General features: G+C 64.3%; 19 protein-coding genes and 1 pseudogene. 2 read left to right on the plus strand and 18 right to left on the minus strand.

Going from position 1 to position 24290, the window contains the following annotated elements:
- The 10 genes and pseudogenes from ACT531_RS00005 to ACT531_RS00050 form a co-directional block, all read right to left on the minus strand.
- Positions 1-95: pseudogene (locus ACT531_RS00005) on the minus strand (electron transfer flavoprotein subunit beta/FixA family protein); the annotation flags it as partial.
- Between the two features lie 34 nt (positions 96-129).
- Complete coding sequence (locus ACT531_RS00010) at positions 130-1695, minus strand: class I adenylate-forming enzyme family protein (RefSeq protein WP_476016054.1); 1566 nt, start codon at positions 1693-1695, stop codon at positions 130-132.
- A gap of 8 nt (positions 1696-1703) precedes the next feature.
- Complete coding sequence (locus tag ACT531_RS00015; protein ID WP_476016055.1) at positions 1704-2717, minus strand: Bug family tripartite tricarboxylate transporter substrate binding protein; 1014 nt, start codon at positions 2715-2717, stop codon at positions 1704-1706.
- Between the two features lie 174 nt (positions 2718-2891).
- A complete protein-coding gene (locus ACT531_RS00020) occupies positions 2892-3890 on the minus strand; it encodes a Bug family tripartite tricarboxylate transporter substrate binding protein (RefSeq protein WP_476016056.1) in 999 nt (332 codons plus the stop codon).
- A 15-nt stretch (positions 3891-3905) separates the two neighbouring features.
- Positions 3906-5162, minus strand: a complete 1257-nt coding sequence (locus ACT531_RS00025) for a CaiB/BaiF CoA transferase family protein (protein ID WP_476016057.1) — start codon at positions 5160-5162, stop codon at positions 3906-3908.
- Complete coding sequence (locus ACT531_RS00030; RefSeq protein ID WP_476016609.1) at positions 5159-5995, minus strand: oxepin-CoA hydrolase, alternative type; 837 nt, start codon at positions 5993-5995, stop codon at positions 5159-5161. The genes ACT531_RS00025 and ACT531_RS00030 overlap by 4 nt, the downstream gene beginning before the upstream one ends.
- Positions 5996-5999: 4 nt before the next feature.
- The gene (locus ACT531_RS00035; protein WP_476016058.1) at positions 6000-7133 is read right to left on the minus strand and encodes an acyl-CoA dehydrogenase family protein; all 1134 of its coding nucleotides are present in this window, start codon (positions 7131-7133) and stop codon (positions 6000-6002) included.
- A 10-nt stretch (positions 7134-7143) separates the two neighbouring features.
- On the minus strand, positions 7144-8352 hold the full coding sequence (locus ACT531_RS00040) for an acyl-CoA dehydrogenase family protein (protein ID WP_476016059.1): 1209 nt from the start codon (positions 8350-8352) through the stop codon (positions 7144-7146).
- 43 nt (positions 8353-8395) lie between these two features.
- Positions 8396-9571 (minus strand): acetyl-CoA C-acyltransferase, encoded by a 1176-nt coding sequence (locus tag ACT531_RS00045; protein ID WP_476016060.1) that lies wholly within the window; start codon positions 9569-9571, stop codon positions 8396-8398.
- Positions 9572-9779: 208 nt separating this feature from the next.
- Complete coding sequence (locus ACT531_RS00050) at positions 9780-11900, minus strand: 3-hydroxyacyl-CoA dehydrogenase NAD-binding domain-containing protein (RefSeq protein WP_476016061.1); 2121 nt, start codon at positions 11898-11900, stop codon at positions 9780-9782.
- 162 nt (positions 11901-12062) lie between these two features.
- Here ACT531_RS00050 and ACT531_RS00055 point away from each other — a divergent pair, with 162 nt between their 5' ends.
- Positions 12063-12992 carry a LysR family transcriptional regulator gene (locus tag ACT531_RS00055; protein WP_476016062.1) on the plus strand — a complete coding sequence of 310 codons (930 nt, stop codon included), beginning with the start codon at positions 12063-12065 and terminating at the stop codon, positions 12990-12992.
- Between the two features lie 139 nt (positions 12993-13131).
- Here the strand turns inward: ACT531_RS00055 and ACT531_RS00060 are convergent, their stop codons facing one another.
- From ACT531_RS00060 to ACT531_RS00095, 8 genes are all read right to left on the minus strand, one after another.
- On the minus strand, positions 13132-14145 hold the full coding sequence (locus tag ACT531_RS00060; protein WP_015012588.1) for an ABC transporter ATP-binding protein: 1014 nt from the start codon (positions 14143-14145) through the stop codon (positions 13132-13134).
- The gene (locus ACT531_RS00065) at positions 14142-15128 is read right to left on the minus strand and encodes an ABC transporter ATP-binding protein (protein WP_015012587.1); all 987 of its coding nucleotides are present in this window, start codon (positions 15126-15128) and stop codon (positions 14142-14144) included. Before ACT531_RS00065 ends, ACT531_RS00060 begins: the two co-directional genes overlap by 4 nt.
- 29 nt (positions 15129-15157) lie before the next feature.
- Positions 15158-16069, minus strand: a complete 912-nt coding sequence (locus ACT531_RS00070; protein WP_015012586.1) for an ABC transporter permease — start codon at positions 16067-16069, stop codon at positions 15158-15160.
- Between the two features lie 122 nt (positions 16070-16191).
- Positions 16192-17775, minus strand: a complete 1584-nt coding sequence (locus ACT531_RS00075) for an ABC transporter substrate-binding protein (RefSeq protein ID WP_060986070.1) — start codon at positions 17773-17775, stop codon at positions 16192-16194.
- A 111-nt stretch (positions 17776-17886) separates the two neighbouring features.
- On the minus strand, positions 17887-19104 hold the full coding sequence (locus ACT531_RS00080) for a M20 aminoacylase family protein (protein WP_476016063.1): 1218 nt from the start codon (positions 19102-19104) through the stop codon (positions 17887-17889).
- On the minus strand, positions 19104-20084 hold the full coding sequence (locus ACT531_RS00085; protein ID WP_015012584.1) for an ABC transporter permease: 981 nt from the start codon (positions 20082-20084) through the stop codon (positions 19104-19106). Before ACT531_RS00085 ends, ACT531_RS00080 begins: the two co-directional genes overlap by 1 nt.
- A 137-nt stretch (positions 20085-20221) precedes the next feature.
- Positions 20222-21802, minus strand: coding sequence for an ABC transporter substrate-binding protein (locus tag ACT531_RS00090; protein ID WP_209816155.1), 1581 nt, complete (start codon positions 21800-21802; stop codon positions 20222-20224).
- A 500-nt stretch (positions 21803-22302) separates the two neighbouring features.
- A complete protein-coding gene (locus ACT531_RS00095) occupies positions 22303-23349 on the minus strand; it encodes a porin (protein ID WP_209816156.1) in 1047 nt (348 codons plus the stop codon).
- A 315-nt stretch (positions 23350-23664) separates the two neighbouring features.
- On the opposite strand from ACT531_RS00095, the gene coq7 reads away from it, so the two are divergent.
- Positions 23665-24282: a 2-polyprenyl-3-methyl-6-methoxy-1,4-benzoquinone monooxygenase gene (gene coq7 / locus ACT531_RS00100; RefSeq protein ID WP_056646690.1), complete on the plus strand. Its 618-nt coding sequence runs from the start codon at positions 23665-23667 to the stop codon at positions 24280-24282.
- Positions 24283-24290: the final 8 nt, after the last annotated feature.

The following is a 24290-nucleotide window of genomic DNA, read 5'->3' on the forward strand; positions in this document are numbered from 1 at the left end:
TTCACGTTGGCGATGTCCACACCCGTGTTGTCCGACTTCACGCGGACCTTCACGTTGTAGTCCACCACGCGCTTGACGGGAACGAGGATTTTCAGCATGTTGGGTCTTTCTGGAAAAACAGGAAATCAATCAGTGCGACAGCGCGCGGTGCAGGTCGCGCAGCTCGCGTTTGAGCACCTTGCCAATCGCGCTGCGCGGCAGCTCATCAATGAAATGCAGCGCGGCCAGCCGCTGTGTCTTGCCCGCCCGGGCGTTGTACCAACCCATGATCTGGGCGGCGTCTTCGGTGGCGCCTGGTCGGCGACACACAAAGGCTACCGGCGTCTCGCCCCACTGTTCGGAGGGCACGCCGGTCACGGCCACGTCCTCCACGGCAGGGTGCTTGCGCAGCTCGGCTTCGAGGTCGCTGGGGTAGATGTTGAAGCCGCCGCTGATGACCATGTCCTTGCGGCGGTCCAGCAGGGTCAGAAATCCGTCCGCGTCAAACCGGCCCACGTCGCCCGTGCGGATGAAGCGCTTGCCGGTGGCGTCAAACCACTCGGCCTCGCGCGTCTTGTCGGGCTGGCGGTGGTAGCCGGTCATCATGCCGGGGGAGTGGCCCACCACCTCGCCGGTGGCACCGGGCTGCAGCTCATGGCCCTCTTCGTCGATCAGGCGGATGTCGCTGGTGGATGCGGGCTGGCCGACGGTGTGCAGTTTGTCCGGGTGCTCGTGCGCCGCCAGGATGCAGGTGCCCCCTCCTTCGGTCATGCCGTAGAACTCGTACAGCGCGCCCGGCCAGCGCGCCAGGATGTCGGCTTTCAGCTCGGAGCGGAACGGCGCGCTGGTGCAGAACTTGGCGCGAAAGGACGACAGGTCGAATTCACCAAACTGCGGCAGCGCCATGATGCGCTGGTACTGCACCGGCACCAGCATGGAATGCGTGGCGCGGATCTGCTGCGCAGTCTGCAGGTAGCGCAGCGCATCGAACTTTGGCATCAGCCGCACGCTGCCGCCCCAGCACAGGCCAGGAAAGAACGACACCAGCGTGGTGTTGGAGTACAGCGGCGTCGCCAGCAGCGTGACGCTGTCTGGACCGTAGCCCTGCGCTAGGCCGCGCACCAGATGCGCCCAGCGCATGCCATGCGACTGCACGATGCCCTTGGGGTTGCCGGTGGTGCCAGAGGAATAAATGATGTTGAACGGGTGCTCGGGGCCCACGTCCACCGGCTGCGGCGTCGCACCTTCAGGGGCAAGCCATGCGCTCCACGGCGTACCCGCACCCGCGTCGTCCAGCGCCACGAGCGGCAGCGTACCGGCGCCTTCCATCACCGCAGGCGGCACCGCCGCCCTGCCCTGCGCATCGGCAAACAGCAGGCGCGCCTGGGCATCGCCCAGCATGGACACCATGGCCTCGGGCGTGACGGACGGCGCCAGCGGTGCCACCACCACGCCCGTACGCAGGGCGCCCAGGTACACGGCGGCATAAAGCACCGACGACGCGGCGCACACGGCCACCACATCGCCCGACTGCAGGCCTGCCTGCTGCAGCGATGCGGCTACGCGGTCCACCAGGGCATCGAGTGCAGCCCAGTCCAGCGCGGAGTCGTCATCGGCCAAGGCATTGGCCTGCGGGCGCTGCTGCGCGTTGTCACGCAGCAGATCGGAGACCCGGCGGAACGGAGGGAAAGGGGCAGAGGCAGTTGCGTTGGTCATGGCCCAACTTACTCGAAGACGATGCCCTTGTCGCGGATGACCTGGCCCCACTTGGCGTAATCGCCTCGCACGCGCTTGGCCATCTGGTCCGGGCCTTGGTAGTTGGCAATGGCACCGGCGTTGAGCAGCTTGTCCTGCACTTCCTTGTCGGCCAGGATGGCCTTGACTTCGGTGCTGATGCGGTCGACCACATCCTTGGGCGTACCGGGCGGGGCCATCAGGCCGCCCCACGAGACGGCATCAAAGCCCTTGAAGCCCTGCTCGGCAATGGTGGGCACGTTGGGGATCACGCCCACGCGCCGCGGCGAGCCCACCGCAATCGCACGCAGCTTGCCAGTCTGGATATGGGGCAGCGCCGCCACGAGGTCGGCATACATCATGGGCACCTGGCCGCTCAGCGTGTCGGTGATGGCGGGCACGCCGCCCTTGTAAGGCACATGCTCCATCTCAAATTGACCCAGCTGCTTGAGCAGCTCCATGCTCAGGTGGCCAAAGCTGCCGACGCCCGAGGAGGTGTAGTTGAGCTGACCCGGCCGCGCCTTGGCGTGGGTAATGAGCTTTTGCAGATCGGTCACGGTGGGCATCTGCGCCGGGTTGACCACCACCACGATGGGCAGGTCGTACACAGTGGCCACGGACACAAAGTCCTTGGTGGTGTCGTAGCCCGCCTTTTTATACAAGTGCGGTGCCAGCAGCGTGGGCGTGGCCAGCATCATGAGCGTGTAGCCATCGCCAGGGGTCTTGGCGATCTGTTGCGCGGCCATCGAGCCCGACGCGCCCGCGCGGTTCTCCACCACCACGGGCTGCTTCAGGCGCTCGGCCAACTTCTGGCCGACGATGCGCGAGGCCGTGTCGGTGGGGCCGCCTGCCGGGAAGGGCACCACGAGCTTGATCATCTTGTTGGGCCAGGCCTGGGCGTGTGCCGGGGCCGTGCCCAACAGGCCAAGCGCCGACACAGCCGCAGCCGTTGCAAGCACTGCGCGACGTGAAAAGGCGGCGGGAAAAAGACATTGTTTCGTCATCAGAGATCCGTTTTTACTTTCAGCTTTTGTGCTGGCCCACACCCGACGTAACCGGCGCTGCCCAGGCGTGGGCAGCCGCGCAAGGGCCGCCCCGCCGCGCTGGCTGCGTCCCCCTGCCCGCAACGCGCAGCGTTGCGAGAGCGGGGGGAAGGCGCGAAGCGACTCAGGGGGGTGTCAATCTAGTTTCGCGCCAGAAACCTTCACCACCCGCTCCCACACCGGTGCGTCCTTCTTGAACTGCGCGTTGAACTGTTCGGGGCTGCTGCCCACGGGGATGAAGCCCATCTGCTGGATGCGCTCGCGCACCTCGGGCATCGCGATCACGGCCTGCAGCTCGGCGCCGAGCTTGGCCACGACTTCAGGCGGCGTCTTGGCAGGTGCGCTCATGCCCACCCAGCCCGTCACCAGGAAGACCTCGTCCTTGATACCCTGCTCCGCCATGGTGGCCACTTTGGGCAGCGCGTCCATGCGCTGCGCGCCGGTCACGGCCAGTGGCTTGAGGCGGCCCGATTCGATGTACGGCCGGGCCGACTGCAGGCTGGCAAACGCCATCTGGAACTGCCCGCCCACGAGGTCCTGCAGCATGGGGGCCTCGCCCTTGTAGGCCACATGGTTCATGTCGGCCTTGTGCTTGTCGGACAGCCATGCACCCGCCAGATGGGCGTACGAACCCATGCCCCATGAGCCATAGGCGATCTTGCCCTTGTTGCGGTCGATGTAGGCCATCAGCTCCGAGGCGTTGTTGACCGGCAGCTGCGGGTTGACCAGCAGCACCACCGGCGCCAGCGCGATCTGCGTGACGAGGGCCTGGTCCTTTTGCGGTTGGTAAGGCAGGCGGTCGTACAGGAACTGGTTGATGAGCATGGTGGTGCCCAGGGACACCAGCAGGGTGTAGCCGTCGGCGGGCGACTTGAGCGCCTGGTCGGTGCCGGTCACGCCGCCGGCTCCGCCGCGGTTGTCCACCAGCACAGGCTGGCCCAGCCGGGCCGAGAGCTTCTCGCCCAGCGTGCGGGCGGTGATATCGGTGGCGCCGCCCGCCGGGTACGGCACGATCAGCTTGATGGGCTTGGCAGGCCATGCCTGCGCATGGGCTGCCGACATGATGCCGGGGACAGCCAAGGGGGCCAGGGCAGCCACGGTGGCCAGGATGGCGCGGCGGGAAAGGGATCGCATGGGGGGAGTCTCCTGTCAATGTTGTTGTGGGTCGGGCAGCGTGAGCACGCCCTTGTCGCGCAGGGCCTGCAGCTCGGCCTCGGGCAGTTGCAGCAGTTGCTGCAGCACCTCTCGCGTGGCGGCGCCCAGGGTGGGCGGTGCGTTGCGGATGGGCAGGCGCTGCCCGTCCAGCCGATAAGGCGGCGCGAAGACATGCGTGGTGCCCGCTACGGGGTGGGGCATTTCCTGCAGCAGGCCGCCGCGGCGCGTGCGCTCGCTGGTCAGCGCTTCGTGCAGGCCGGCCACGCGGCCGCAAGGGATGCCTGCAGCGGTCAGGCGTTCGAGCAGCACATCACGCGGAAAGCTGGCAATCAACGCCTTCATCTCGGGCAGCAGGGTCAGTCGATTGCGGGCGCGCTCGACGTTGGTGGCGAAACGGGGGTCTTCCACGATGTCCGGGCGCATCACCACCTGGCGGCAGAACTTGTCGAACTGGCTGTTGTTGCCCACGGCGATGATGAGCGGACCATCCTGCGCCTCGAACATGCCGTAGGGCACGATAGACGGGTGGGCGTTGCCGTAGCGCTGCGGGTCGTGGCCCAGCAGCATGGCGTCCAGGCCGTAGTAGCCGGTGATCATCAGGCCGCAGTCGTACAGCGCCATCTCGATGTGGCGGCCCTTGCCTGTGCGTTCACGGCGGAACAGCGCCGCCAGCACAGCCTGCGCCGCGTACATGCCGGTCATCATGTCCACCGCAGCCACACCGAACTTCAGCGGTGGCTGGCTGGCCTCACCGTTGATGGCCATCAGACCCGCCTCGCCCTGAATCACCAAGTCGTAGCCGGGGCGCTTGGCCTCGGGGCCCGAGCTGTCGTAGCCCGCCACCGAGCAGTAGATGAGGTCGGGCTTGATGGCCTTGAGCTGCTCGTAGCCCAGGCCCAGCTTCTCGGCGCCGCCGGTCTTGAAGTTCTGCACCACCACATCGCACTGGGGCAGCAGGTCGCGGATGATCTTCACGCCTTCGGGCGTCTGCAAATCCACCGTGATGGACCGCTTGTTGCGGTTCATGCTGTTGTAGTAGGTGGTCTCGGTCTTGCCGATGCGCATGCCCCAGTCGCGGGTGTCGTCACCCCGTCCGGGGTGTTCCACCTTGATGACGTCGGCACCAAAATCGGCCAGCACCTGGCCGCACAGCGGCCCGGCAAACACGCGCGAGAGGTCGAGCACGCGCAGGCCTTCGAGCGGAAAGTCCATGCCCTCGGGCAATGCGGGTGTGGGGGTTGTGGAGGTCATTGCGTAGTGTCTTGTGTACCCGCGCCAGCGGCATTGACCTGGCGCAGGCGGGCGAAATCGGCCGGGCGCTTTTCCAGAAACGCACCAATGCCTTCGCGGGATTCTTCGGTGGCTTGCGACTGCACCATGAGCTGTGCTTCCAGCTCCAGCTGGTCGTCCAGCGGATGCGCATAAGCACTGCGGCACAGCGCCTTGATGTGGCCCATGGCCGCATCAGGCCCGGTGGCCACCTGCGCGGCCAATGCCAATGCCTGGGTCAGCGCTTCTCCCGGTTCGGCCAGTCGGTTGACCGGGCCCAGTGCGTGCAGCCGCTCGCCCGAAATGCGTTCGCCGGTGAGGCACAGCTCGGTCAGCACCTGGCGCGACACGAACTCGGCCAGGAAGGCCGTGGCGCCGCCATCGGGCGTGAGGCCCACTTTCACATAAGCCACCGAGAACACGGCATTGCGCGCAGCCACCAGCATGTCGCAGGCCAGCGCCAGCGACAGGCCCGCACCGGCCGCTGCGCCCTCCACCGCTGCAATCACCGGCTTGCGGCAATCGCGCACGGTACGGATCAGGTCGTGCAGGCCCTCGAGCTTGGCGCGGCGTTCTTCAATGGGCAGCTCGCGGCGCTTGGCCAATTGGCGTAAGTCACCGCCCGCGCAAAAGTGCCCGCCTTCGCCCGTGAGCACGATGGCGCCCACGGTGGGATCGGCCTCGGCCTGCGCCAGTGCCTCGGTCAGTGCCGCGTAGAACGCGGGTGACAACGCATTGCGCGCGGCGGGGTTGTTGTTGGAGAGCACGAGCACCGCGCCCTCGCGGCGTTGCAGCAGAGGCAGTGGCTGCTCCATGGCTTCAGCTCCGGCCCAGCGCGATAAAGCGCGCCAGGTGGTGGTCTTCATCGCCAAACTGGTGGTCCACCATGACGAGGCGCTTGGCGTAGTGCGACAGCGGCAGCTCCCACGTCATGCCAATGCCGCCGTGCAGCTGAATGCTTTCTTCAGCCACCAACGCGCCGATACGGCCCATGGTGACCTTGGCGGCCGACAGTGCGCGCTCGCGCTCGGTGCGGTCGGTGCTGTCCATGGCTGCGGCTGCGTTGATGACGGCAGAACGCGCCTGCTCCACTTCCAGCAGCAGGTCGGCCATGCGGTGCTGCAGGGCCTGAAAGCTGCCGATGGGCACACCAAACTGCTTGCGCGTTTGCAGGTATTCCAGCGTGTGCTTCTTGGCAACGTCCATGGCGCCCAGCGCCTCCGCGCACACGGCCAGAATGCCCCAGCCCACCGCGTGTTCCAGCGTGGCAAGGCCCTGCCCCTCCGTGCCCAGCAGTGCATCAGCACCCACCTGCACATTCTGCAAGCTGACCTCGGCCACACGGCCACCGTCGATGCGGCCCATGCCACGGCGGCTCAGACCTGCAGCATCGGCGGGCACCAGGAACAGCGAGATGCCGCTTTCATCGTCCACAGCGCCCGAGGTGCGGGCACTGACTAGCAGCATCTGCGCCTGGTCGCCATGCAGCACCACGGCCTTGTGGCCGGTGAGTTGCCAGCCATCGCCACTGCGCACGGCGCGGGTGGTCACGCGGTTCAATGCGTAATGTGCACCGGGCTCTTCATGCGCCAGCGCGGCCACAGTGCTGCCGTCGATGAGGCTGGCGATGTGTTCCTTCTGTGCCGCGCTGCCCGCCAAGCCTAGCGCCCGGCCCACCACCAGCGCGCTGACAAAGGGCTCCACAACCAGGCCGCTGCCCAGGGCTTCAAACACCACTGCCACATCAAAGCCTGCGCCGCCAAAGCCGCCATCGGCTTCGGGGAAGAGCGCGCCAATCGCGCCCAGCTCGGCAAAACGGGCCCACAGCGCCGGGTCCGTGCCGGTGTCGCCGTAAGCGATGTGGTTGCGCGTTTCGATCCCGTACTGCTCGGCCACAAAACGGTTCAGGGTGTCCGCCAGCATGCGACGGTCTTCGGTGTGTTCAAAGTTCATCGCGGCAACCTCACAGGCCGAGAATCATCTTGGAGATGATGTTCTTCTGGATTTCATTGGAGCCGCCAAAAATCGACAGCTTGCGGTAGTTGAAGTAGTTGGCTGCTGCCGTGGCCGCCTCTTTCGGCCCCACGGGTTCGTCGGCATAGCCTTCGTACTGCGCCTCTTCGATGAAGGGCAGCGCGTATGGGCCCACCGCACGGCGGATGAGCGAGAGGATTTCCTGGCGGATCTCGGTGCCACGGATCTTGAGCATGGAGCTTTCCGCCCCCGGCACGCCACCACCGGCCACGGCGGCAATCACGCGCAGGTTGGTGGTCTTCATGTTCTCCAGGTCAATCTCAACCTGGGCCATGCGGGCGGCAAACAGCGGGTCATGGTCCAGTGGCTGGCCGTTCTTCATCACCTTGGCGGCCACCACCTTGAGCTTGGCCAGCGCGGCAATGCAAAAGCCCACGCCTGCGATGCCGGTGCGCTCATAGGTCAGCAGGTACTTGGCATACGTCCAGCCCTTGTTTTCCTCGCCCACCAGGTTTTCCACGGGCACCTTCACGTCGGTGAAGAAGACTTCGTTGACTTCCTTGTCGCCATCCAGCGTGCGGATGGGGCGCAGCTCCACGCCGGGCGACTTCATGTCCACCAGCAAGAAGCTGATGCCCGACTGCGCCTTGGCTTCGCGGTCGGTGCGCACCAGGCAGAAGATCATGTTGGCGTGCTGACCCTGGGTGGTCCAGGTCTTCTGGCCGTTGACGATGTAGTGGTCGCCTGTTTCGTCCGTGACTCGCACTGCCGTGGTCTTGACCGAAGCCAGGTCCGAGCCCGCGCCGGGTTCGGAGTAGCCCTGGCACCACCAGTCCTCGCCGCTCAGGATGCGCGGCAGCCAGTATTTTTTCTGCGCCTCGTTGCCAAACTTGATGAGCACCGGGCCCAGCATGTTCACACCAAAGGGCACGATGCGCGGGCCACCGGCCAGGGCGCATTCGGTGTCGAAAATGAACTTCTCGACCGCCCCCCAGCCGGGGCCGCCATAGGCCTCGGGCCAGTGGTTGGCCAGCCAGCCGCGCTCGTTCAGGATGGCGTGCCACTCGTCCTGGTCGGCCTTGGACAGGCGCTGCCCGGCTTTGACTTTGGTGGCGATGCGTTCGGGCAGCTTGGCTTTCAAGAAAGCCCGCACCTCGGCGCGGAAGGCTTCTTCTTCGGGGGTGAAATTCAGGTCCATATCGGGTCGCTTGCAGTTCAGAGTTCGGTGGTGTGGCGCGGGGTCAGAAGATTTCGAAGAGCCCTGCAGCGCCCATGCCGCCTGCAATGCACATGGTCACCACGCCGTACTTGGCCTTGCGGCGGCGGCCTTCGAGCAGCAGGTGGCCCACCAGGCGTGCGCCGGTCATGCCAAAGGGGTGGCCAATGGCAATGGCCCCGCCGTTCACGTTCAGCCGCTCGGACGGGATGCCCAGGCGGCGCTGGCAGTACAGGGCCTGCGAGGCAAAGGCTTCGTTCATCTCCCACAGGTCAATGTCCTGCACCGTAAGGCCGTGGCGTGCCAGCAGCTTGGGCACGGCAAACACGGGGCCAATGCCCATTTCGTCGGGCTCGCAACCGGCCACCGCAAAGCCACGGAAGGCGCCCAGCGGCTGCAGGCCACGGCGCTCGGCCTCCTTGGCTTCCATGAGCACGCAGGCGCTGGAGCCGTCGGACAGTTGCGAGGCATTGCCTGCGGTGATGAACTGGCCGGGGCCTTTCACAGGCTCCAGCTTGGCCAGGCCTTCGAGCGTGGTGCTCGCACGGTTGCAGTTGTCGTGCGTGGCCGTCACTTCGCGGTAGGTGACCTCGCCGGTCTCCTTGTTCTTTTCCATCATGCGCGTGGTGCAGGGCACGATCTCGTCGGCAAACACGCCCGCCTGCTGTGCGGCGGCGGTGCGTTGCTGGCTTTGCAGCGAAAACAGGTCCTGGTCTTCGCGGCTGATGCCGTAGCGGTGGGCCACGATGTCAGCGGTGTCGATCATGGCCATGTAAAGGTCGGGCTTGTGCTCTTGCAGCCAGGGGTCGATGTCTGCGGGGTTGCCTGCGCGGATGGCCGATATGCTCTCCACCCCGCCCGCCACCATGGCGGGCACGCCTTCGGCCACGATGCGGCCCGCCGCAATCGCCACCGACTGCAGGCCCGACGCGCAGAAGCGACTGGCCACCATGCCCGCCACCGACAGGGGCAGGCCCGCACGCAGCGCCGTCTGGCGGCCAATGTTCTTGCCGGTGATGCCTTCGGGGTAGCCGCAGCCCATCACCAAGTCTTCGATCAGTTCGGGGTCGATACCCGAGCGCTCGACCGCTGCTTTGACGGAATACGCCGCCAGCTGCGGGCCGGGCGTGGCGTTGAACTCGCCCCGGTGCGACTTGGTCAGCGGGGTGCGGGCGGTGGAAACGATGACGGCTTCACGCATGAATTGCTCCTGATTTAATAGCTGCTTGCGCTTATTGATAGAGCGCTAGAAGCCAAAATGACTCAAAAATTAGTGCTAAAACACAGCCAAACAGGGCGGACGGGACATGGCGTTGGCCCACCAAGGCCACCAGCCAACCAGCCGTTCGGGCTGAGCTTGTCGAAGCCTTGCGCCGCGCTTCGACAGGCTCAGCGTGAACGGGTGGCGGTTATCCACCCTTGTTCAGGCTGTCGAAATCACGCCCCTCGGCCACCAGCTTTTCCAGCAAGGGCGAGGGCTTCCAGAACAGCGGGTCTTCCTTGGCAAAGGCCTCGATGTCGGCCAGCATCTTGTCCAGCCCCGTCATGTCGGCCCACTTCATCGGGCCGCCCCGGTGGCGCGGAAAGCCATAACCCGCCACAAAGGTCACGTCCACATCCAACGGGCGCAGGGCAATGCCTTCATGCACCACATTGGCCCCTTCGTTGACCATGGCGGCCATGTAGCGGCGCATGATTTCGTCGGCAGTGAAGCTGCGGGGGGTGACGCCCTTCTTGGCGCGCTCGGCATCCACAATGGCCAGCACTTCAGGGTCGGGCTGGCCCGTGCGGGAGCCTTCGGGGTAGAGGTAAAAGCCGCGCCCGGTCTTCTGGCCAAACCAGCCGCGTTCGCAGATGCAGTCGGCAATTTCCACGTAGCGGGCCTGGGGGTCACGCGTCGCAGCACGGCGCTTGCGCGTGGCCCAGCCAATGTCGCCACCGGCAAGGTCTGTCACCTGGAAGGGGCCCATGGCAAAGCCAAAGCCGCGCACGGCAGCGTCGATCTCATACGGGCTGGCACCGTCTTCCAGCAGGTGGTCGGCCGCCTGCTTGTACACGGCCAGGATGCGGTTGCCGATAAAGCCGTCGCACACGCCCGCACGCACGGGCACCTTTTTGAGTTTTTTGGCCAGCTCAAACGCCGTGGCCACCACATCGGTCCCCACTTTGGCGGGCACCACGATCTCCAGCAACTTCATGATGTTGGCGGGGCTGAAGAAGTGCAGGCCAATCACGTCCTGCGGGCGGCCGGTGGCAGCGGCAATGGCGTCGATGTCGAGGTAGGACGTGTTGGTGGCCAGCACGGCACAGGGCTTGCACACGCGGTCCAGCTCGCGGAACACGGCCTTCTTGACCTCGATGTCTTCAAACACGGCCTCGATCACCAGGTCCACCTGGGTGATATCGGCGTAGCTGGTACTCCCGGTGTAGCGCGCCATCACGGCGGCTTGGGCGGCTTCCGTCATGCGGCCCTTGGCGACCAGGGCGTTGTAGACCTTCTCCACATTGGCGCGGCCACGCGCGATGGACTCGGCATCGCGCTCGATCATGGTCACGGGCAGGCCTGCATCCAGCGCGGCCACGGCAATGCCCGCGCCCATGGTGCCGCCGCCGATGACGGCGATGCTGGCCACGGGGCGCGGCTGCGCGGCCTGGGCCTCGGGCACCTTGACCACTTCACGCTCGGCAAAAAAGGCGTGAATGAGACCGGCGCGTTGCGGGCTGTCGAGGCATTCCATGAACAGCGCACGTTCGCGGGCCATGCCTTCGTCAAACGGCAGTTGCAGCGCGGCCTGCACGCATTCGATGATCTTGAGGGGAGAGAACAGGCCGCGCGACTTCTTGGCGGTCTCAGCCTTTTGCGCGTCGAGCCAGGCCAGCGCAGCCTGCGGCTCGGCAATGGTCAAGTCACGCGTGCGGCGCACGGGCGCATTGGCCGCCAGCAGTTCGCGCACGTAGGCCAGGCCTGCGGCCTGCGGGTCGGTGCCTTCCACCAGCTTGTCCACCAGCCCGGCTTGCAGCGCGGCCTGGGCCTTGAGGGGCTGGCCGCTGAGCATGAGGGTGGTGGCGGCCAGCACGCCCATCAAGCGTGGGGCGCGCTGCGTGCCGCCTGAGCCGGGCAGCAGGCCCAGGTTCACCTCGGGCAGGCCCAGTGTGGCAGCAGGCAAAGCCAGCCGGTAGTGGGCCGACAAAGCCACCTCCAGCCCACCGCCCAAGGCTGCGCCGTGCAGCACGGCGACCACAGGCTTGTTCAGGTTTTCGATGGCGCGGCAGACCTCGGGCAGGATGGGAGCAACCGGGGGCTTGCCGAATTCGCGGATGTCCGCCCCGGCAATGAAGGCCTTGCCCGCGCCCACCAGCAGCACAGCCGCCACGGCGGCATCGGCCTGCGCCTGCTGCATGGCGGCCAAAAGGCCCTGGCGCACGGCGGCGCCCAGGGCATTGACGGGCGGGTTGTCGATGGTGACGACCAGAACATCGCCATGCAGCGCGGTCGTAACAACGGAAGATGCGGCAGCGGCGGCATGCATACGGGGAAGTCTCCTGGTCAATGGCTGTGCCTGTTGATGACCGGGGGATTGTTGATGCGCGAAGTAATCTTGACAATTACATAGCCCATTGACAGACTGTCAAACTTCTTTTGACAAACTGCGGCAAACGAGCGTTCAGGCGCCGCCCCACCTATCCCGCCTATGGAACTCACCTCCCTCACCGTGCTGGTCGACATCCTTGATGCCGGCAACCTGAGCCAGGCCGCGCGCAACCTGAAGATGACGCGTGCGAATGTGAGCTACCACCTGCACCAGTTGGAAAAATCGGTGGGTGTGCAGCTGGTGCGCCGTACCACGCGCCGGGTGGAGCCCACTGAGGTGGGCCTGCGCCTGTACGCCCATGGCCGCGCCATTCAGAACGAAATGCTGGCCGCGCGCGAGACGATTGCCACGCTGGGCCAGGGCCTGCAGGGCCGCGTGGGCCTGAGCGTACCCAGTGGCTATGGGCAGATGGTGATGTCGGACTGGCTGATCGACTTCAAGCGGCTGTACCCCGGCATCGTGCTGGATGTGCGCTTCGAAAACCGGGTGGACGACCTCATACGCGATGAGGTGGACATCGCCATCCGCGTGATGCCTGAGCCCCCACCCACGCTGGTGGCGCGCGACCTGGGCAGCGTGCGTTACATCGCCTGCGCATCGAGGGAGTACGCCGAGACGCATGGGCTGCCCCAGGACTTCGAAGCTCTGCAGGCCGCGCCGGTGATCACCGCAGGGGTGGTAGGCAAGCAGCTGCGCCTGCGCGGATACCGGGGTGACCAGCGCCAGGAAGCCATGCTGGAGCCCACCCTCATTTCGGAGCACTTTCCGTTTTTGCGCCAGGGCATCCTGGCAGGGCTTGGCGTGGGGCTGGTACCGGACTACGTGGTGCAGGACGCCGTGTCCAGCGGCGAAGTGCTGACCACGCTCGACGACTGGCGGCTGAGCATTTTTGGCACCCAGATGTTCATGCTCTACATGCCCAACCGCCACCAGACCCGGGCGGTGCGCACCTGCATTGACTACCTGCTGGGGCGGGCCCTGCCCGCCGCCGAGTCAGGCGCGCCAGCGGCGGCCGGATCAGCGCCTTGATCGACTCCCAATGCCAAAACGGGCGCAGGCGCTAGTCAATCATGCGTCAATAGCTATATTTTTTATAGCAAACACATCCACCTGCACCCTTGTCCCGCACTCCGGGTGACTTCGCCGCACGCCGGCGCGGCGCGGGGCATCAGATCCGCCCTTCCTCCACCGCATGGCACGCAATGCGGATGCCGCCGATGCTCTGGAGCTTGGGGCGCTCGGTGCGGCAGCGGTCATTCACATGGGGGCAGCGCGGGTTGAACGCACAGCCGGGCGGCGGGTTCAACGGGTTGGGCACCTCGCCCTGCACCGGTGTGCGCGCCTTGCCGGTGTCGTGCATCTTGGGGATGGCATCGAGCAGCATGCGCGTGTAGGGGTGGCGCGGCGTGTCAAACAGCGTGTGTTTGTCGGCCAGCTCCACCAGGCGGCCCAGGTACATCACACCGACCTGGTCGCTCACATGGCGCACCACGGCCAGGTTGTGGCTGATGAACAGATACGTGAGCTGCCGCTCGCGCTGCAGGTCCTTCATGATGTTGAGCACCTGCGCCTGCACCGACACGTCGAGCGCGCTGGTGGGCTCGTCGCAGACCAGAAACTCGGGCTCGGTGGCCAGGGCGCGAGCGATGGAGATGCGCTGGCGCTGGCCGCCGGAGAACTGGTGCGGGTACTTGACCATATCGAGAGGCGACAGGCCCACCGATTGCAGCAGTTCGCCCACACGTTGCTTGAGCTGCTCCTTGTCGGTGATGAGCCCATGCTCCTTGAGGGGCTCGCCGATGATGTCCTCCACCAGCCAGCGGGGGTTCAGGCTGGCGTACGGGTCCTGGAAGATCATCTGGATGCGGCGGCGCATGGCCTTGGCGTTGTTGCCCTTGAAGGCCGCATGGGCGTCTTGCCCATCAAACGTGAGACCGCCGCGCGTAGGGTCGTACAGGCCCACCAGCAGGCGGGCCACGGTGCTCTTGCCGCAGCCGGATTCGCCCACCAGCGCCAGCGTCTTGCCCTTCTCGATCTCGAAGCTCACGCCGTCCACCGCATGCAGCAGGGTGCGGGGCTTGCGCTCGATCACGCGGTTGAGCCACGGGGCAGAGACGTCGAAGGTCTTGGCCAGGTCATGCGCCTGCACCAGAGCCTTGCTATTCGTTGCGGCGGCGCTCATGCGGTCACCTTGGCTTGGGTCGTTGCACCGGCATGCAGCCAGCAGGCAGCGCGGGTAGCGCCTGCATCCATCAGGTCGGGGCGGTCGGTCATGCAGCGGTCAAAGGTCTTGGGGCAGCGGGGGTTGTAGGCACAGCCCTTGGGGATGGCGTTGAGGCGCGGCATGGCGCCGTCGATCTGGTTGAGGCGCTCGCGGTCCTGTTCCATGTCGGGGATGGAGGCCATCAACCCGGCGGTGTAGGGGTGGGATGGCTGGTTGATCACGTCATGCACCGGGCCGATCTCGGCCACGCGGCCTGCGTACAGCACGGCCACGCGGTCGCAGGTTTCGGCGATCACGCCCATGTCGTGGGTGATGAGCATGACGGCCGCGCCACGCGATTTGCAGATGTTTTTCAGCAGCGTGATGATCTGTGCCTGGATGGACACATCGAGCGCCGTGGTGGGCTCGTCGGCCACGATGAGCTTGGGCTCGGCGGCCAGGGCCAGGGCAATCACCACGCGTTGGCGCATGCCGCCCGAGAACTGGTGGGGGTAGTGGTCGATGCGCTCTTCGGCCGCCGGAATGCCGGTGTCCTTGAGCAACTGGATGGCGCGCTGGCGGGCCTCGGCGGCGTTGACCGGCAGGTGGGCGAGGATGGTCTCGGTGAGCTGACGGCCCACGGTGTACAGAGGGTTCAGCGAGGTCAGCGGGTCTTGAAAGATGGCACCGATGCGGCGGCCCCGAATGTGGCGCATCTCCTCGTTGTTGAGGTTGTCGATGCGCTGACCTTCCAGCAGGATCTGGCCCGAGGCCACGCGCCCGGGCGGCTCCAGCAGGCCGATGATGGCCGCGCCGGTGAGCGACTTGCCGGCGCCGGACTCTCCCACCACGCCCAGGATCTCACCGGGTGCGATGGAAAAGGAAATGTCGTCCAGAGCGCGCAGGGTACCGCGGCGGCCCGGGAATTCGACAACGAGGTTTTTGACTTCGAGAAGGCTCATGGAAATATCGCTTTTCTTCTTGTTCTTGTTCAACGCAGGCGGGGGTTGAGCGCGTCGCGCAGCCAGTCACCCAGCAGGTTCACGGACAAAGCAATCAGCACCAGCATGGCGCCCGGGAAGACGGTGATCCACCATTCGCCCGAGAACAGGTAGTCGTTGCCGATACGGATCAGCGTGCCCAGCGAGGGCGAAGTGGGCGGCGCGCCCACGCCCAGGAAAGACAGCGTGGCTTCGGTGATGATGGCCGTGGCCACCTGGATGGTGGCCAGCACCAGCACGGGCCCCATCACGTTGGGCAGCACGTGCTTGCGCATGATGCGCAGCGGCGAGACGCCCGTCACGCGGGCGGCTTGCACGTATTCCTTGTTACGCTCCACCAGCGTGGAGCCGCGCACCGTGCGGGCATATTGCACCCAGCCGGTGAGGGAGATGGAAAGGATCAGCACGCCAAACGCCAGCGACTCGTGGGCATTGGGGAACAGCGCACGGCCCACGCCAGCAATCAGCAGCGCGACCAGGATGGCGGGAAAGGACAACATCACGTCGCACAGGCGCATGAGCACGGCATCCACCCAGCCGCCCCGAAAGCCTGCCAGCAGGCCAAAGGCCACGCCCACCACCACGGACAGCACCACCGAGGCGATGCCCACCACGAGCGAGATGCGCGCGCCGTAGATCAGCGCAGACAGGATGTCACGGCCCTGGTCATCGGTGCCCAGGGGATATTTCATCGAGCCCATTTCGCTCCATGCCGGAGGCAGGCGCGCATCGCTCAGCTCCAGCGTGGTCAGGTCGAACGGGTTGTGGGGTGCCACCCATCCGGCAAACACCGAACAGAACAGGCAAATCAGCGCAATGGCAGCGGCCAGCATGGCGACCGGCGATGTGCGGAAGCTGTAGCCAACGTCGCTGTCGAACCAGCGGGCAAGGGTAGTTTTCATTGTGGGAAACCAGTCAACGGGCAACAACACGCGCAGCGGGTAGCTGCGGGTGTTGTTGCGGGCTTGGATCAGCCGGTGGCTTTGTTGTTGTCGTCGTATCGATCAGTCGGAAAAATGCGGGCTCACTTGCTCACGGTGATCCACTTGAACGGCATGTAGTTGTCAGCCATCTGCACGAGCTTGACCTTCTTGCTCACGCCCCAGGCCAGCGCCTGCTGGTGCAGCGGCAGGTGGCCCACATCGGCGGTGTGCACTTCAAAGGCTTCCTTGATCATGGCGTCGCGCTTGGGCTTGTCGGTCTCGACCAGGATCTTCTTGGTCAGCTCGTCCAGCTTGGGGTTGCAGTACGCACCCAGGTTGAACTGGCCCGCGCCAGTCTTGTCGTCGGGGCAGATCATCAGCGCATTGAGGGCGTTGTGCGAGTCGTACGTGGTGGGGGTCCAGCCCAGCATGTAGAAGCTGGTGTCGCGGCGCAGCACCTTGGGGAAGTACGTGCCCTTGGTTTCGGCTGCAAGGTTGATCTTGACGTTGATGCGCGACAGGTTGGCAGCCACCGTCTGGCAGATGCGGCCGTCGTTCACGTAACGGTCGTTGGGGCAGTTCATGGTGACTTCAAAGCCGTTGGGGTAACCGGCTTCGGCCATGAGCTTCTTGGCGGCTTCAACGTCATAAGGCAGGCGCTTGACGTCGGGCTGAAAGCCGTTGATGCCGGGGCCCACCATCAGTGCGGACGGGTTGGAGGCACCGCGCATCACGGTCTTCTTGATGCCTTCGATGTCGATGGCCTGGTAGAAGGCCTGGCGCACGCGCTTGTCCTTGAAGGGGTTCTTGCCCTTGACGTTGGAGTACAGCAGCTCGTCGCGCTTCTGGTCCATGCCCAGGAAGATGGTGCGCAGCTCAGGGCCGGTGATGGCGCGGGCGTTGGCGCTGTTGTTGATGCGCTCGATGTCTTGCACCGGCACGGGCTCCATCACGTCCACTTCGCCCGACAGCAGGGCTGCCACGCGGGTGGCGTCGTTGCCGATGGGCGTGAAGACGACCTCGGTCGCGTTGCCTTCGATCTTGTCCCAGTAAGCGCCGTTGCGCACAAACACCGTGCGCACGTTGGGCTGGCGCTCACGCAGGCGGTAGGGGCCCGTGCCGTTGGCGCGGAACGATGCGGCGTTTTCGATGCCCTTGCGGCGATCCACGGGGGTGGTGGCCTGGTTGGTCTCACACCACTTCTTGCTCATCATGTAGGACGTGGTGATCACGTCTGGCAGGATGGGCTGGGGAGCGACGGTATCGATCTCGACCGTGTGGTCGTCGATCTTGCGCACCTGCTTGATGTCGCTGTTGGTGGCCTTCATGTCCGAGCCATCGCCCTTCATGCGGGCAAAGCTGAACACCACGTCGTCGGCCGTGAACGGCGTGCCGTCATGGAACTGCACACCCTTGCGCAGTTCGAAGCGCCACACGGTCGGGGCAATCTGCTTCCAGCTGGTGGCCAGCGCGGGCGCCAGGCTCAGGTCCTTGTTGCGGCCCACCAGGGGTTCGTACACGTTGCTGGTCACGCTCAGCTGCAGGGATTCGTTGAGCGAGTGAGGGTCCATCGACAGCGCATCGCCCTGGTTGGCGATGCGCACGGTCTGGGCCTGGGCTACCACGCTCGCCGCAGCCAGCGCAGCGAAGAGAGCGGTCACAGCGAGTTTTTTCTGGAATTTCATGGAAATCTCCTGGTAGTGAAAGGGTGGAATGGAAGGGTACGAAGACTTCCGGTGGGTGAAAAGCGTGTTTGCGCGAAGGGGCGGTGCAAGCAATGAAGGCTGGGCATCCGGTCAGACTGCCGGCAGGGGCATGGCCTGCTCGATCAGGCTCGCATGCAGGGCGGCGCCCAGTGGCAGGATGTCGTCGTTGAAGTCATAGCGGCTGTTGTGCAAAGCACTGCCGCTTGCGCCCGCGCCCTGGCCAATGCGCAGGTAAGCGCCCGGCTTGTTTTGCAGCATGAAAGAGAAGTCCTCGGCGCCCATGCTGGGCTCCAGGTCGCGCACCACGTGGTCGGCACCCAGCAGTGATTCGGCCACATCGCCCGCGAAGATGGCTTCGCTTTCGCTGTTGATGGTGGCGGGGTAGATGCGTTCGTAGTGCACGGTGGCCGTGGCACCGAATCCGAGCGCAATGGCGCTGCACAGCTCCTTGAGGCGCTTTTCGACCATCTCCTGCACTTGCGGGTCGAAGGTGCGCACAGTGCCCACCAGCGTGGCCGTACCGGGCAGCACACTGAAAGCCCCCAGATCGCCTGCCTGCATCGCGCACAGGCTGACCACCGCGCTGTCGATAGGCCGGACGTTGCGCGACACGATGCTCTGCGCGGCAGTGATGATGTGGGCCGCGACCAGCACCACGTCCACCGTCTGGTAAGCGTGCGCGCCGTGGCCGCCACGCCCGGTGATTTCAACGGTGAAGCGGTCGGCAGCGGCCATCATGGGCCCGGCGTTGATGCCGACGGTGCCGGGCTTCATCGCGGGCCAGTTGTGCATGGCAAAGATGGACTGCACCGGGAAGCGGTCAAACAACCCATCTTCCATCATCACGCGGGCACCGGCAAAGCCTTCTTCGCCTGGCTGGAACACTAGCACGGCGGTGCCGTCGAAGTTGCGCGTTTCCGCGAGGTAGCGCGCGGCGCCAATCAGCATGGCGGTGTGGCCGTCGTGGCCGCAACCGTGCATGAGGCCCTGCTTGCAGGACTTCCAGGCGAAGTCGTTGTGCTCGGTCAGCGGCAGGGCATCCATGTCGGCGCGCAGGCCCACCATGCTGCCGCTGGCCGTGCTGCGCCCCCGAATGACGCCCACCACACCCGTGCGCCCGATGCCGTCGTGGATCTCATCCACACCGCAGAGCTTCAGCGCTTCGTTGACGCGTTTGCTGGTGTAGATCTCTTCAAAACCCAGCTCGGGATGGGCGTGCAGGTCACGCCGCAGTGCCGTCAACTCGGGGTGGTATTGCGCGATGTGCGCGAAGGCGCGGCCACCGGCTTTCAAACGAGGGCCTTGCATCAGTGGCCTCCTGCCTTGCCCACGCGCAGGCGGGGATCGACAGCGAAGTACAGCAGGTCCACCACCAGGTTGATCACCACGAAGATCAGCGCGATCAGGCACAGGTAAGCAGCCATCACGGGGATGTCGGCAAACGTGACGGCCTGGATGAACAGCAGGCCCATGCCTGGCCACTGGAACACGGTCTCTGTGATGATGGCGAAAGCGATCAGGCCACCCAGTTGCAGACCGGTGATCGTCAGCACAGGCACCAGCGTGTTCTTGAGGGCGTGGCCAAAGTGAATGGCCCGGTTGGACAGGCCGCGCGCCCGGGCGAACTTGATGTAGTCGGTGCGCAGCACCTCCAGCATTTCAGCCCGCACCAGACGCATGATCAGCGTGAGCTGGAAGATGGCCAGCGTGATCGCAGGCAGGGTGATGTGATGCCAACCCTTGGCCTTCAGCAAGCCGGTGCTCCACCAGCCCAGCTGCACCACTTCGCCTCGGCCGAAGCTGGGGAACCAGCCCAGGTGCACCGCAAACACCAGGATCAGCAAGATGCCGATCAGGAAGGTGGGGAGGGACACGCCCAGCAGCGAGAGGGTCATGAACAACTGGCTGGTGAAAGTGCCGCGCTTGAGGGCGGCATACACGCCCATCGGCACACCAATCACCAGCGCGAGCAGGGCCGCTACGAGGGCCAGCTCCAGCGTGGCCGGGAAGCGCTCGGCAATCAGGCGCGATACCTTGGCGCCCTGGCGCAGGCTCAGGCCAAACTCGCCCTGCGCCGCATTCACCAGAAAGTGCCAGAACTGCACGAAAAAGGATTTGTCCAGGCCGAGGGCGCTGCGCAGCTCGCGAATCTGCTCAGGGGTGGCATCCTGGCCCAACAGGAACACCACGGGATCTCCCACGTACTGGAACAGCATGAAGGAGATGAAGGCCACCGTGACCATGACAATCACAGCCTGTATCAGGCGGCGCAATATAAAGGCAAGCATCAGAGAGTCGAGTGAGTGTTCGATGGAAGTGCCACCGCCACTTTTGGTGGCCGAGGCACTGCGGGTCAATACATCGTCAGATATACCAAAGAAAGCAAGGGCCGCACGGCCCTTGCTTTCAGTGTGTCAAGAATAAATCAGTTCACCTTGACGGTGCGCATGTCCACGCGGTTATCGGCACGGTGCACCAGTTCGATGTTCTTCTTCATGGCCCATGGGATCACCTGGTCATGCAGAGGAATGTGGGACACGGTGTCGTTGGACAGTTGCAGCGCCTCGGTCAGCATGCGGGCGCGCACAGGCGCATCGGTTTCGGCCTTGATGCGGTCCACCAGATAGTCCATGCGCTGGTTGCTGTAGCGGCCCACGTTGTAGTTGCCGTCACCACCTTGGCCCACCGTGCGCACCAGCGATTGCAGGCTGTACAGCGCGTCAAATGTCGGCACGCCCCAGCCCAGCATGTAGATGCTGGCTTCGTAGCGCTGGATCATCGGGAAGTAGTTGACCAGCGGCAGCGTGCGCAGCTTGGCCTTCACACCCACGCGCGCCCACATCGCTGTCACGGCCTGGCAGATGGCTTCGTCGTTGATGTAGCGGTTGTTGGGGCAGGCGAAGTCCACTTCAAAACCATCGGGGTAACCCGCCTCGGCCAGCAGCTTCTTGGACGCATCCACGCTGTACGGGAAGCGCTTGCCCACGGCCTCGGTGTAGCCGGCCACTTGTGGCGCCACGATGGTGCCGGTGGGCTTGCCCAGGCCGCGCATGATGTTGCGCGAGATGGTTTCGGCATCAATCGCCTGATAGAGGGCCTTGCGCACTCGCACGTCCTTGAGCGGGTTCTTGCCCTTGATGTTCGAGCCCGGGAGTTCTTCGCGGAACTGGTCCATGCCCAGGAAGATCGTGCGGTTCTCCACGCCGTCAATCACCTTCAGGTCAGGGCTGGCGCGCAGGCGGCCCAGATCTTGGGGGGACGGGTCGAGCACCAGATCCACTTCACCCGACAGCAGCGCGGCAATGCGCGTGGCTGCGGACTTGATGGGCGTGTAGACGATCTCGGTCACATTACCGTCCATCTTGCCCCACCAGTTGGGGTTGCGCTTGAACACCATCTTCACATCAGGCTGCCACGACTCGAGCGTGTAAGGCCCTGTCCCCATGGCATTGCGGTGGGCAAAGTTCTCATCGGTGCCCTTGATGTCTTTGGGCTCTACCGACTTGTTCTTTTCAGCCCATGCCTTGCTCATGATGCGCAACTCGGTCATCTGACGCAGCAGCACTGGGTTGGGCGAAGACAGGATCACATCAAAGTTCTGGGCATCCACCTTCACCACTTTGCTGATGCCCTGCACGTAGGGGGTGAAGTTGGACGTTTTGGCCATGGCCCGCTGGATGGAGTACACCGCATCGTCCGTGGTCAACGGCGAACCATCATGGAACTTGACCCCCTGGCGCAGCGTAAAACGCACCTGCGTGGGGCTGATCTCTTTCCAGGCTGTTGCCAGCACAGGTTCCACATCGAACGTCTTGCTGTTGTAGTAAACCAAGCTTTCATACACGTTGGCATGGAGGCCGTTTTGCAGCGCATTGTTCTGGGAGTGAATGTCCCAGGTCGCGATTTCCCCCTGACTGGCCCATTTGAAGGGCTTGGCTTGCAGTGATGGCGCAAACAGCAGCGCGGCAGCCGCAGCCACCGCCAAAAGACTGTGGTTGAGTTTCATGGAACCCTCTTGATTAAAAGTTTTACTATGCAGTAAAGGTTGCTCTATAGCCAACGGGAAATCCCTGAATCCCCGGTGCTATGAAGGGCCTATATCTGCGCTGACAGCGCGTCCTTTATGCAAGGTTGGTGCCAGCTAAAACTTTCTTTTTATCTTGTCCGCGCGGGCTCACGCCTCCGGGCACGGCCGCGACATTACTTCACCACTCAGCAACCCAGGGGCAGAGAGCCCTGTGGCCTTGCCACCCACCGGGCCTTATCGCCACCTCGACGGAAGCACTCCACAGAGGGAAATCAGTTGCCCCACAAAACCTACAGGTCTGCATGGCAGTCACTGTTCTGCACGCAAACCACGAGACAGCTTTGGACTACTCGAATCGATACACAGGGAGTCGCACGCGACGAACCAACTCACGAAAACAATTCGAGAAATGAAAAAAGCCGCCCGAAGGCGGCTTTTAAGCTTTTGTATCAACAACTGGCCAAAGCCAGCTGACGATATTAGAAGCTGTGACGGATACCGAAGTCGTAGCCGTTGGAGTTGCTGTTCACACCAGTCACAGCGCCGTTCAGAGCTTGTGCGGCGCCGTTCTTGTTGGTCAGGTGAGCGTACGTTGCGTACAGAGCCGTGCGCTTGGACAGGTTGTGCACATAGCCCAGAGCCAGCTTGTTCGTACGGGGGTCAGCACCAACGGTGTCGATCTTGTAGGTGGAGTAAGCCAGACGAACTTCGCCAGCGCCCACGGGCACCAGACCGCCGATCAGGAAACCCTTGCCGTCGTTGCCGCCGCTGATCTTGTCTTGGTTGTAGTGAGCCATGATCTTAGCCACGCCCAGGTCGTATTGACCGCCCAGGTTCACAGCCTTGATGTTGCCCGTCAGGAACTTGGTTTCGGAGAAAGCGATAGCGGCGTTGATGGGGCCGTTAGCGTAACCAGCGCGCAGTGCCAGGCCGTTGCCGTCCTTCTTGTTGGCAGCGTTGCTGTTGTTCTCACCCATGTAGTACTGGGCTTGGCCGTAGAAACCACCCAGGTTGCCAGGCAGGAAGTAGCCGATGGAGTTCGAAGCGCGGATGGTGGTAGGGCCGCCCAGGCTGGAGTTCAGGGTTTGGGTGGTGCCCACGCCGTTCGTGCCGAACGGATCGAACACGGTCAGGTTCCAGAATTGAGGGGTGTAGTCACGGCCCAGACGCACTTCACCGAAGCCGCCGTTCAGGCTAACCGTCGAACGACGGTTGAAAGTCAGGCCGCCGCCAGTGCTGGTAGCTGCTTGGTTGTTGGTGTTGGTAACGCCGCCGGTGCCGTTGTCGTTGTTCAGACCAGCTTCGAGCCAGAACGAAGCGGACATGCCGCCACCCAGGTCTTCAACGCCGCGGAAACCCAAACGGCTGCTGTTGTAGCCGGAGTTCGTCAGTTGCGACTTGTTAGAGACGCTGCCGGAACCGTAAGCGTAGGTTGCGTCAACCACGCCGAACAGGGTCACGGAAGATTGAGCCATTGCAGCGCCGGAAGCAGCCAGCACAGCCAGGGCAATCAGGGATTTTTTCATTGCGAGTTACTCCAAGGTTAAACATCGGGCTCCGGTACGGGGGGTCTATGGTGAAAGCACCTGCACAGTCCCGCCGGTTTCCCGGGCCAACCTCCTGGTGGGGAAGTTGCTCTTATTGCACCAGACACGGACCGGTTTCGCAAAGGAATTCACCCACAATCGCCCCGAAAGGGGAAATTCGTTGCAGTGTTGCAACATTTCAGTGCGTACGGGCAAAATCACGATTGCTGCATGCAACTCCTGTGCCTTGCCTTGTGGTTTTTTGTATCCAAGTGCAATTTGTGTTTCAACACCATTGCCACTCGAAAGCTTTCCATGGACGCTTTTTTGACTGCCGCAGACAACGCGCTGCGCACACTGTTCGCCCAACCCCGCGCTTCCGAGCAGACACCAGCCCACGGTGTGCCCGAGGCGTCGCTCGATCCCGCACAGAAAAAGCTGGCGGGGGCCCTGATGCGGGTGAATCATGTGGGAGAAGTGTGCGCCCAGGCGCTCTACAGCGCGCAGGCGGCGGTCACCCGCGACCCCGCCCTGCGGGACCACCTGCAGGCAGCGGCGCGCGAAGAAACCGATCATTTGGCCTGGACGCAACAGCGCCTGGACGCGCTGGGTGCCCGCCCCAGCTTGCTCAACCCTCTGTGGTTCGCAGGGGCTTTTGCGCTCGGACTGGTGGCCGCCAAGGTCAGTGACCGAGCCAACCTGGGGTTTGTGGTGGAAACAGAAACCCAGGTGGCAGCGCATCTGCAAAGCCACCTCGACAGGCTTCCCGAGCAAGACCAGGCGTCAAGGGCCGTGGTCGCGCGGATGAAGCAGGACGAGGAGCGGCACGCAGACCAGGCGCGCGCCGCCGGAGCGCTGGAATTGCCCGCCCCGGTGCGCCTTGCCATGAAAGGCGCCGCGAAGGTCATGACCACCACGGCGCACTATCTTTGAACCCCAAG

The organism is Acidovorax sp. DMC1, assembly GCF_056314325.1.

Bases quoted from the DNA above. Each gene is read 5' to 3' on its own strand.
- ACT531_RS00010 (WP_476016054.1), bottom strand. From the start codon at position 1,695: ATGACCAACGCAACTGCCTCTGCCCCTTTCCCTCCGTTCCGCCGGGTC.
- ACT531_RS00085 (WP_015012584.1), bottom strand. From the start codon at position 20,084: ATGCTTGCCTTTATATTGCGCCGCCTGATACAGGCTGTGATTGTCATG.
- ACT531_RS00025 (WP_476016057.1), bottom strand. From the start codon at position 5,162: ATGACCTCCACAACCCCCACACCCGCATTGCCCGAGGGCATGGACTTT.
- ACT531_RS00055 (WP_476016062.1), top strand. From the start codon at position 12,063: ATGGAACTCACCTCCCTCACCGTGCTGGTCGACATCCTTGATGCCGGC.
- ACT531_RS00015 (WP_476016055.1), bottom strand. From the start codon at position 2,717: ATGACGAAACAATGTCTTTTTCCCGCCGCCTTTTCACGTCGCGCAGTG.
- ACT531_RS00060 (WP_015012588.1), bottom strand. From the start codon at position 14,145: ATGAGCGCCGCCGCAACGAATAGCAAGGCTCTGGTGCAGGCGCATGAC.
- ACT531_RS00090 (WP_209816155.1), bottom strand. From the start codon at position 21,802: ATGAAACTCAACCACAGTCTTTTGGCGGTGGCTGCGGCTGCCGCGCTG.
- ACT531_RS00070 (WP_015012586.1), bottom strand. From the start codon at position 16,069: ATGAAAACTACCCTTGCCCGCTGGTTCGACAGCGACGTTGGCTACAGC.
- ACT531_RS00050 (WP_476016061.1), bottom strand. From the start codon at position 11,900: ATGCATGCCGCCGCTGCCGCATCTTCCGTTGTTACGACCGCGCTGCAT.
- ACT531_RS00095 (WP_209816156.1), bottom strand. From the start codon at position 23,349: ATGAAAAAATCCCTGATTGCCCTGGCTGTGCTGGCTGCTTCCGGCGCT.
- ACT531_RS00080 (WP_476016063.1), bottom strand. From the start codon at position 19,104: ATGCAAGGCCCTCGTTTGAAAGCCGGTGGCCGCGCCTTCGCGCACATC.
- ACT531_RS00065 (WP_015012587.1), bottom strand. From the start codon at position 15,128: ATGAGCCTTCTCGAAGTCAAAAACCTCGTTGTCGAATTCCCGGGCCGC.
- ACT531_RS00045 (WP_476016060.1), bottom strand. From the start codon at position 9,571: ATGCGTGAAGCCGTCATCGTTTCCACCGCCCGCACCCCGCTGACCAAG.
- ACT531_RS00020 (WP_476016056.1), bottom strand. From the start codon at position 3,890: ATGCGATCCCTTTCCCGCCGCGCCATCCTGGCCACCGTGGCTGCCCTG.
- ACT531_RS00040 (WP_476016059.1), bottom strand. From the start codon at position 8,352: ATGGACCTGAATTTCACCCCCGAAGAAGAAGCCTTCCGCGCCGAGGTG.
- ACT531_RS00035 (WP_476016058.1), bottom strand. From the start codon at position 7,133: ATGAACTTTGAACACACCGAAGACCGTCGCATGCTGGCGGACACCCTG.
- ACT531_RS00030 (WP_476016609.1), bottom strand. From the start codon at position 5,995: ATGGAGCAGCCACTGCCTCTGCTGCAACGCCGCGAGGGCGCGGTGCTC.
- coq7 (WP_056646690.1), top strand. From the start codon at position 23,665: ATGGACGCTTTTTTGACTGCCGCAGACAACGCGCTGCGCACACTGTTC.
- ACT531_RS00075 (WP_060986070.1), bottom strand. From the start codon at position 17,775: ATGAAATTCCAGAAAAAACTCGCTGTGACCGCTCTCTTCGCTGCGCTG.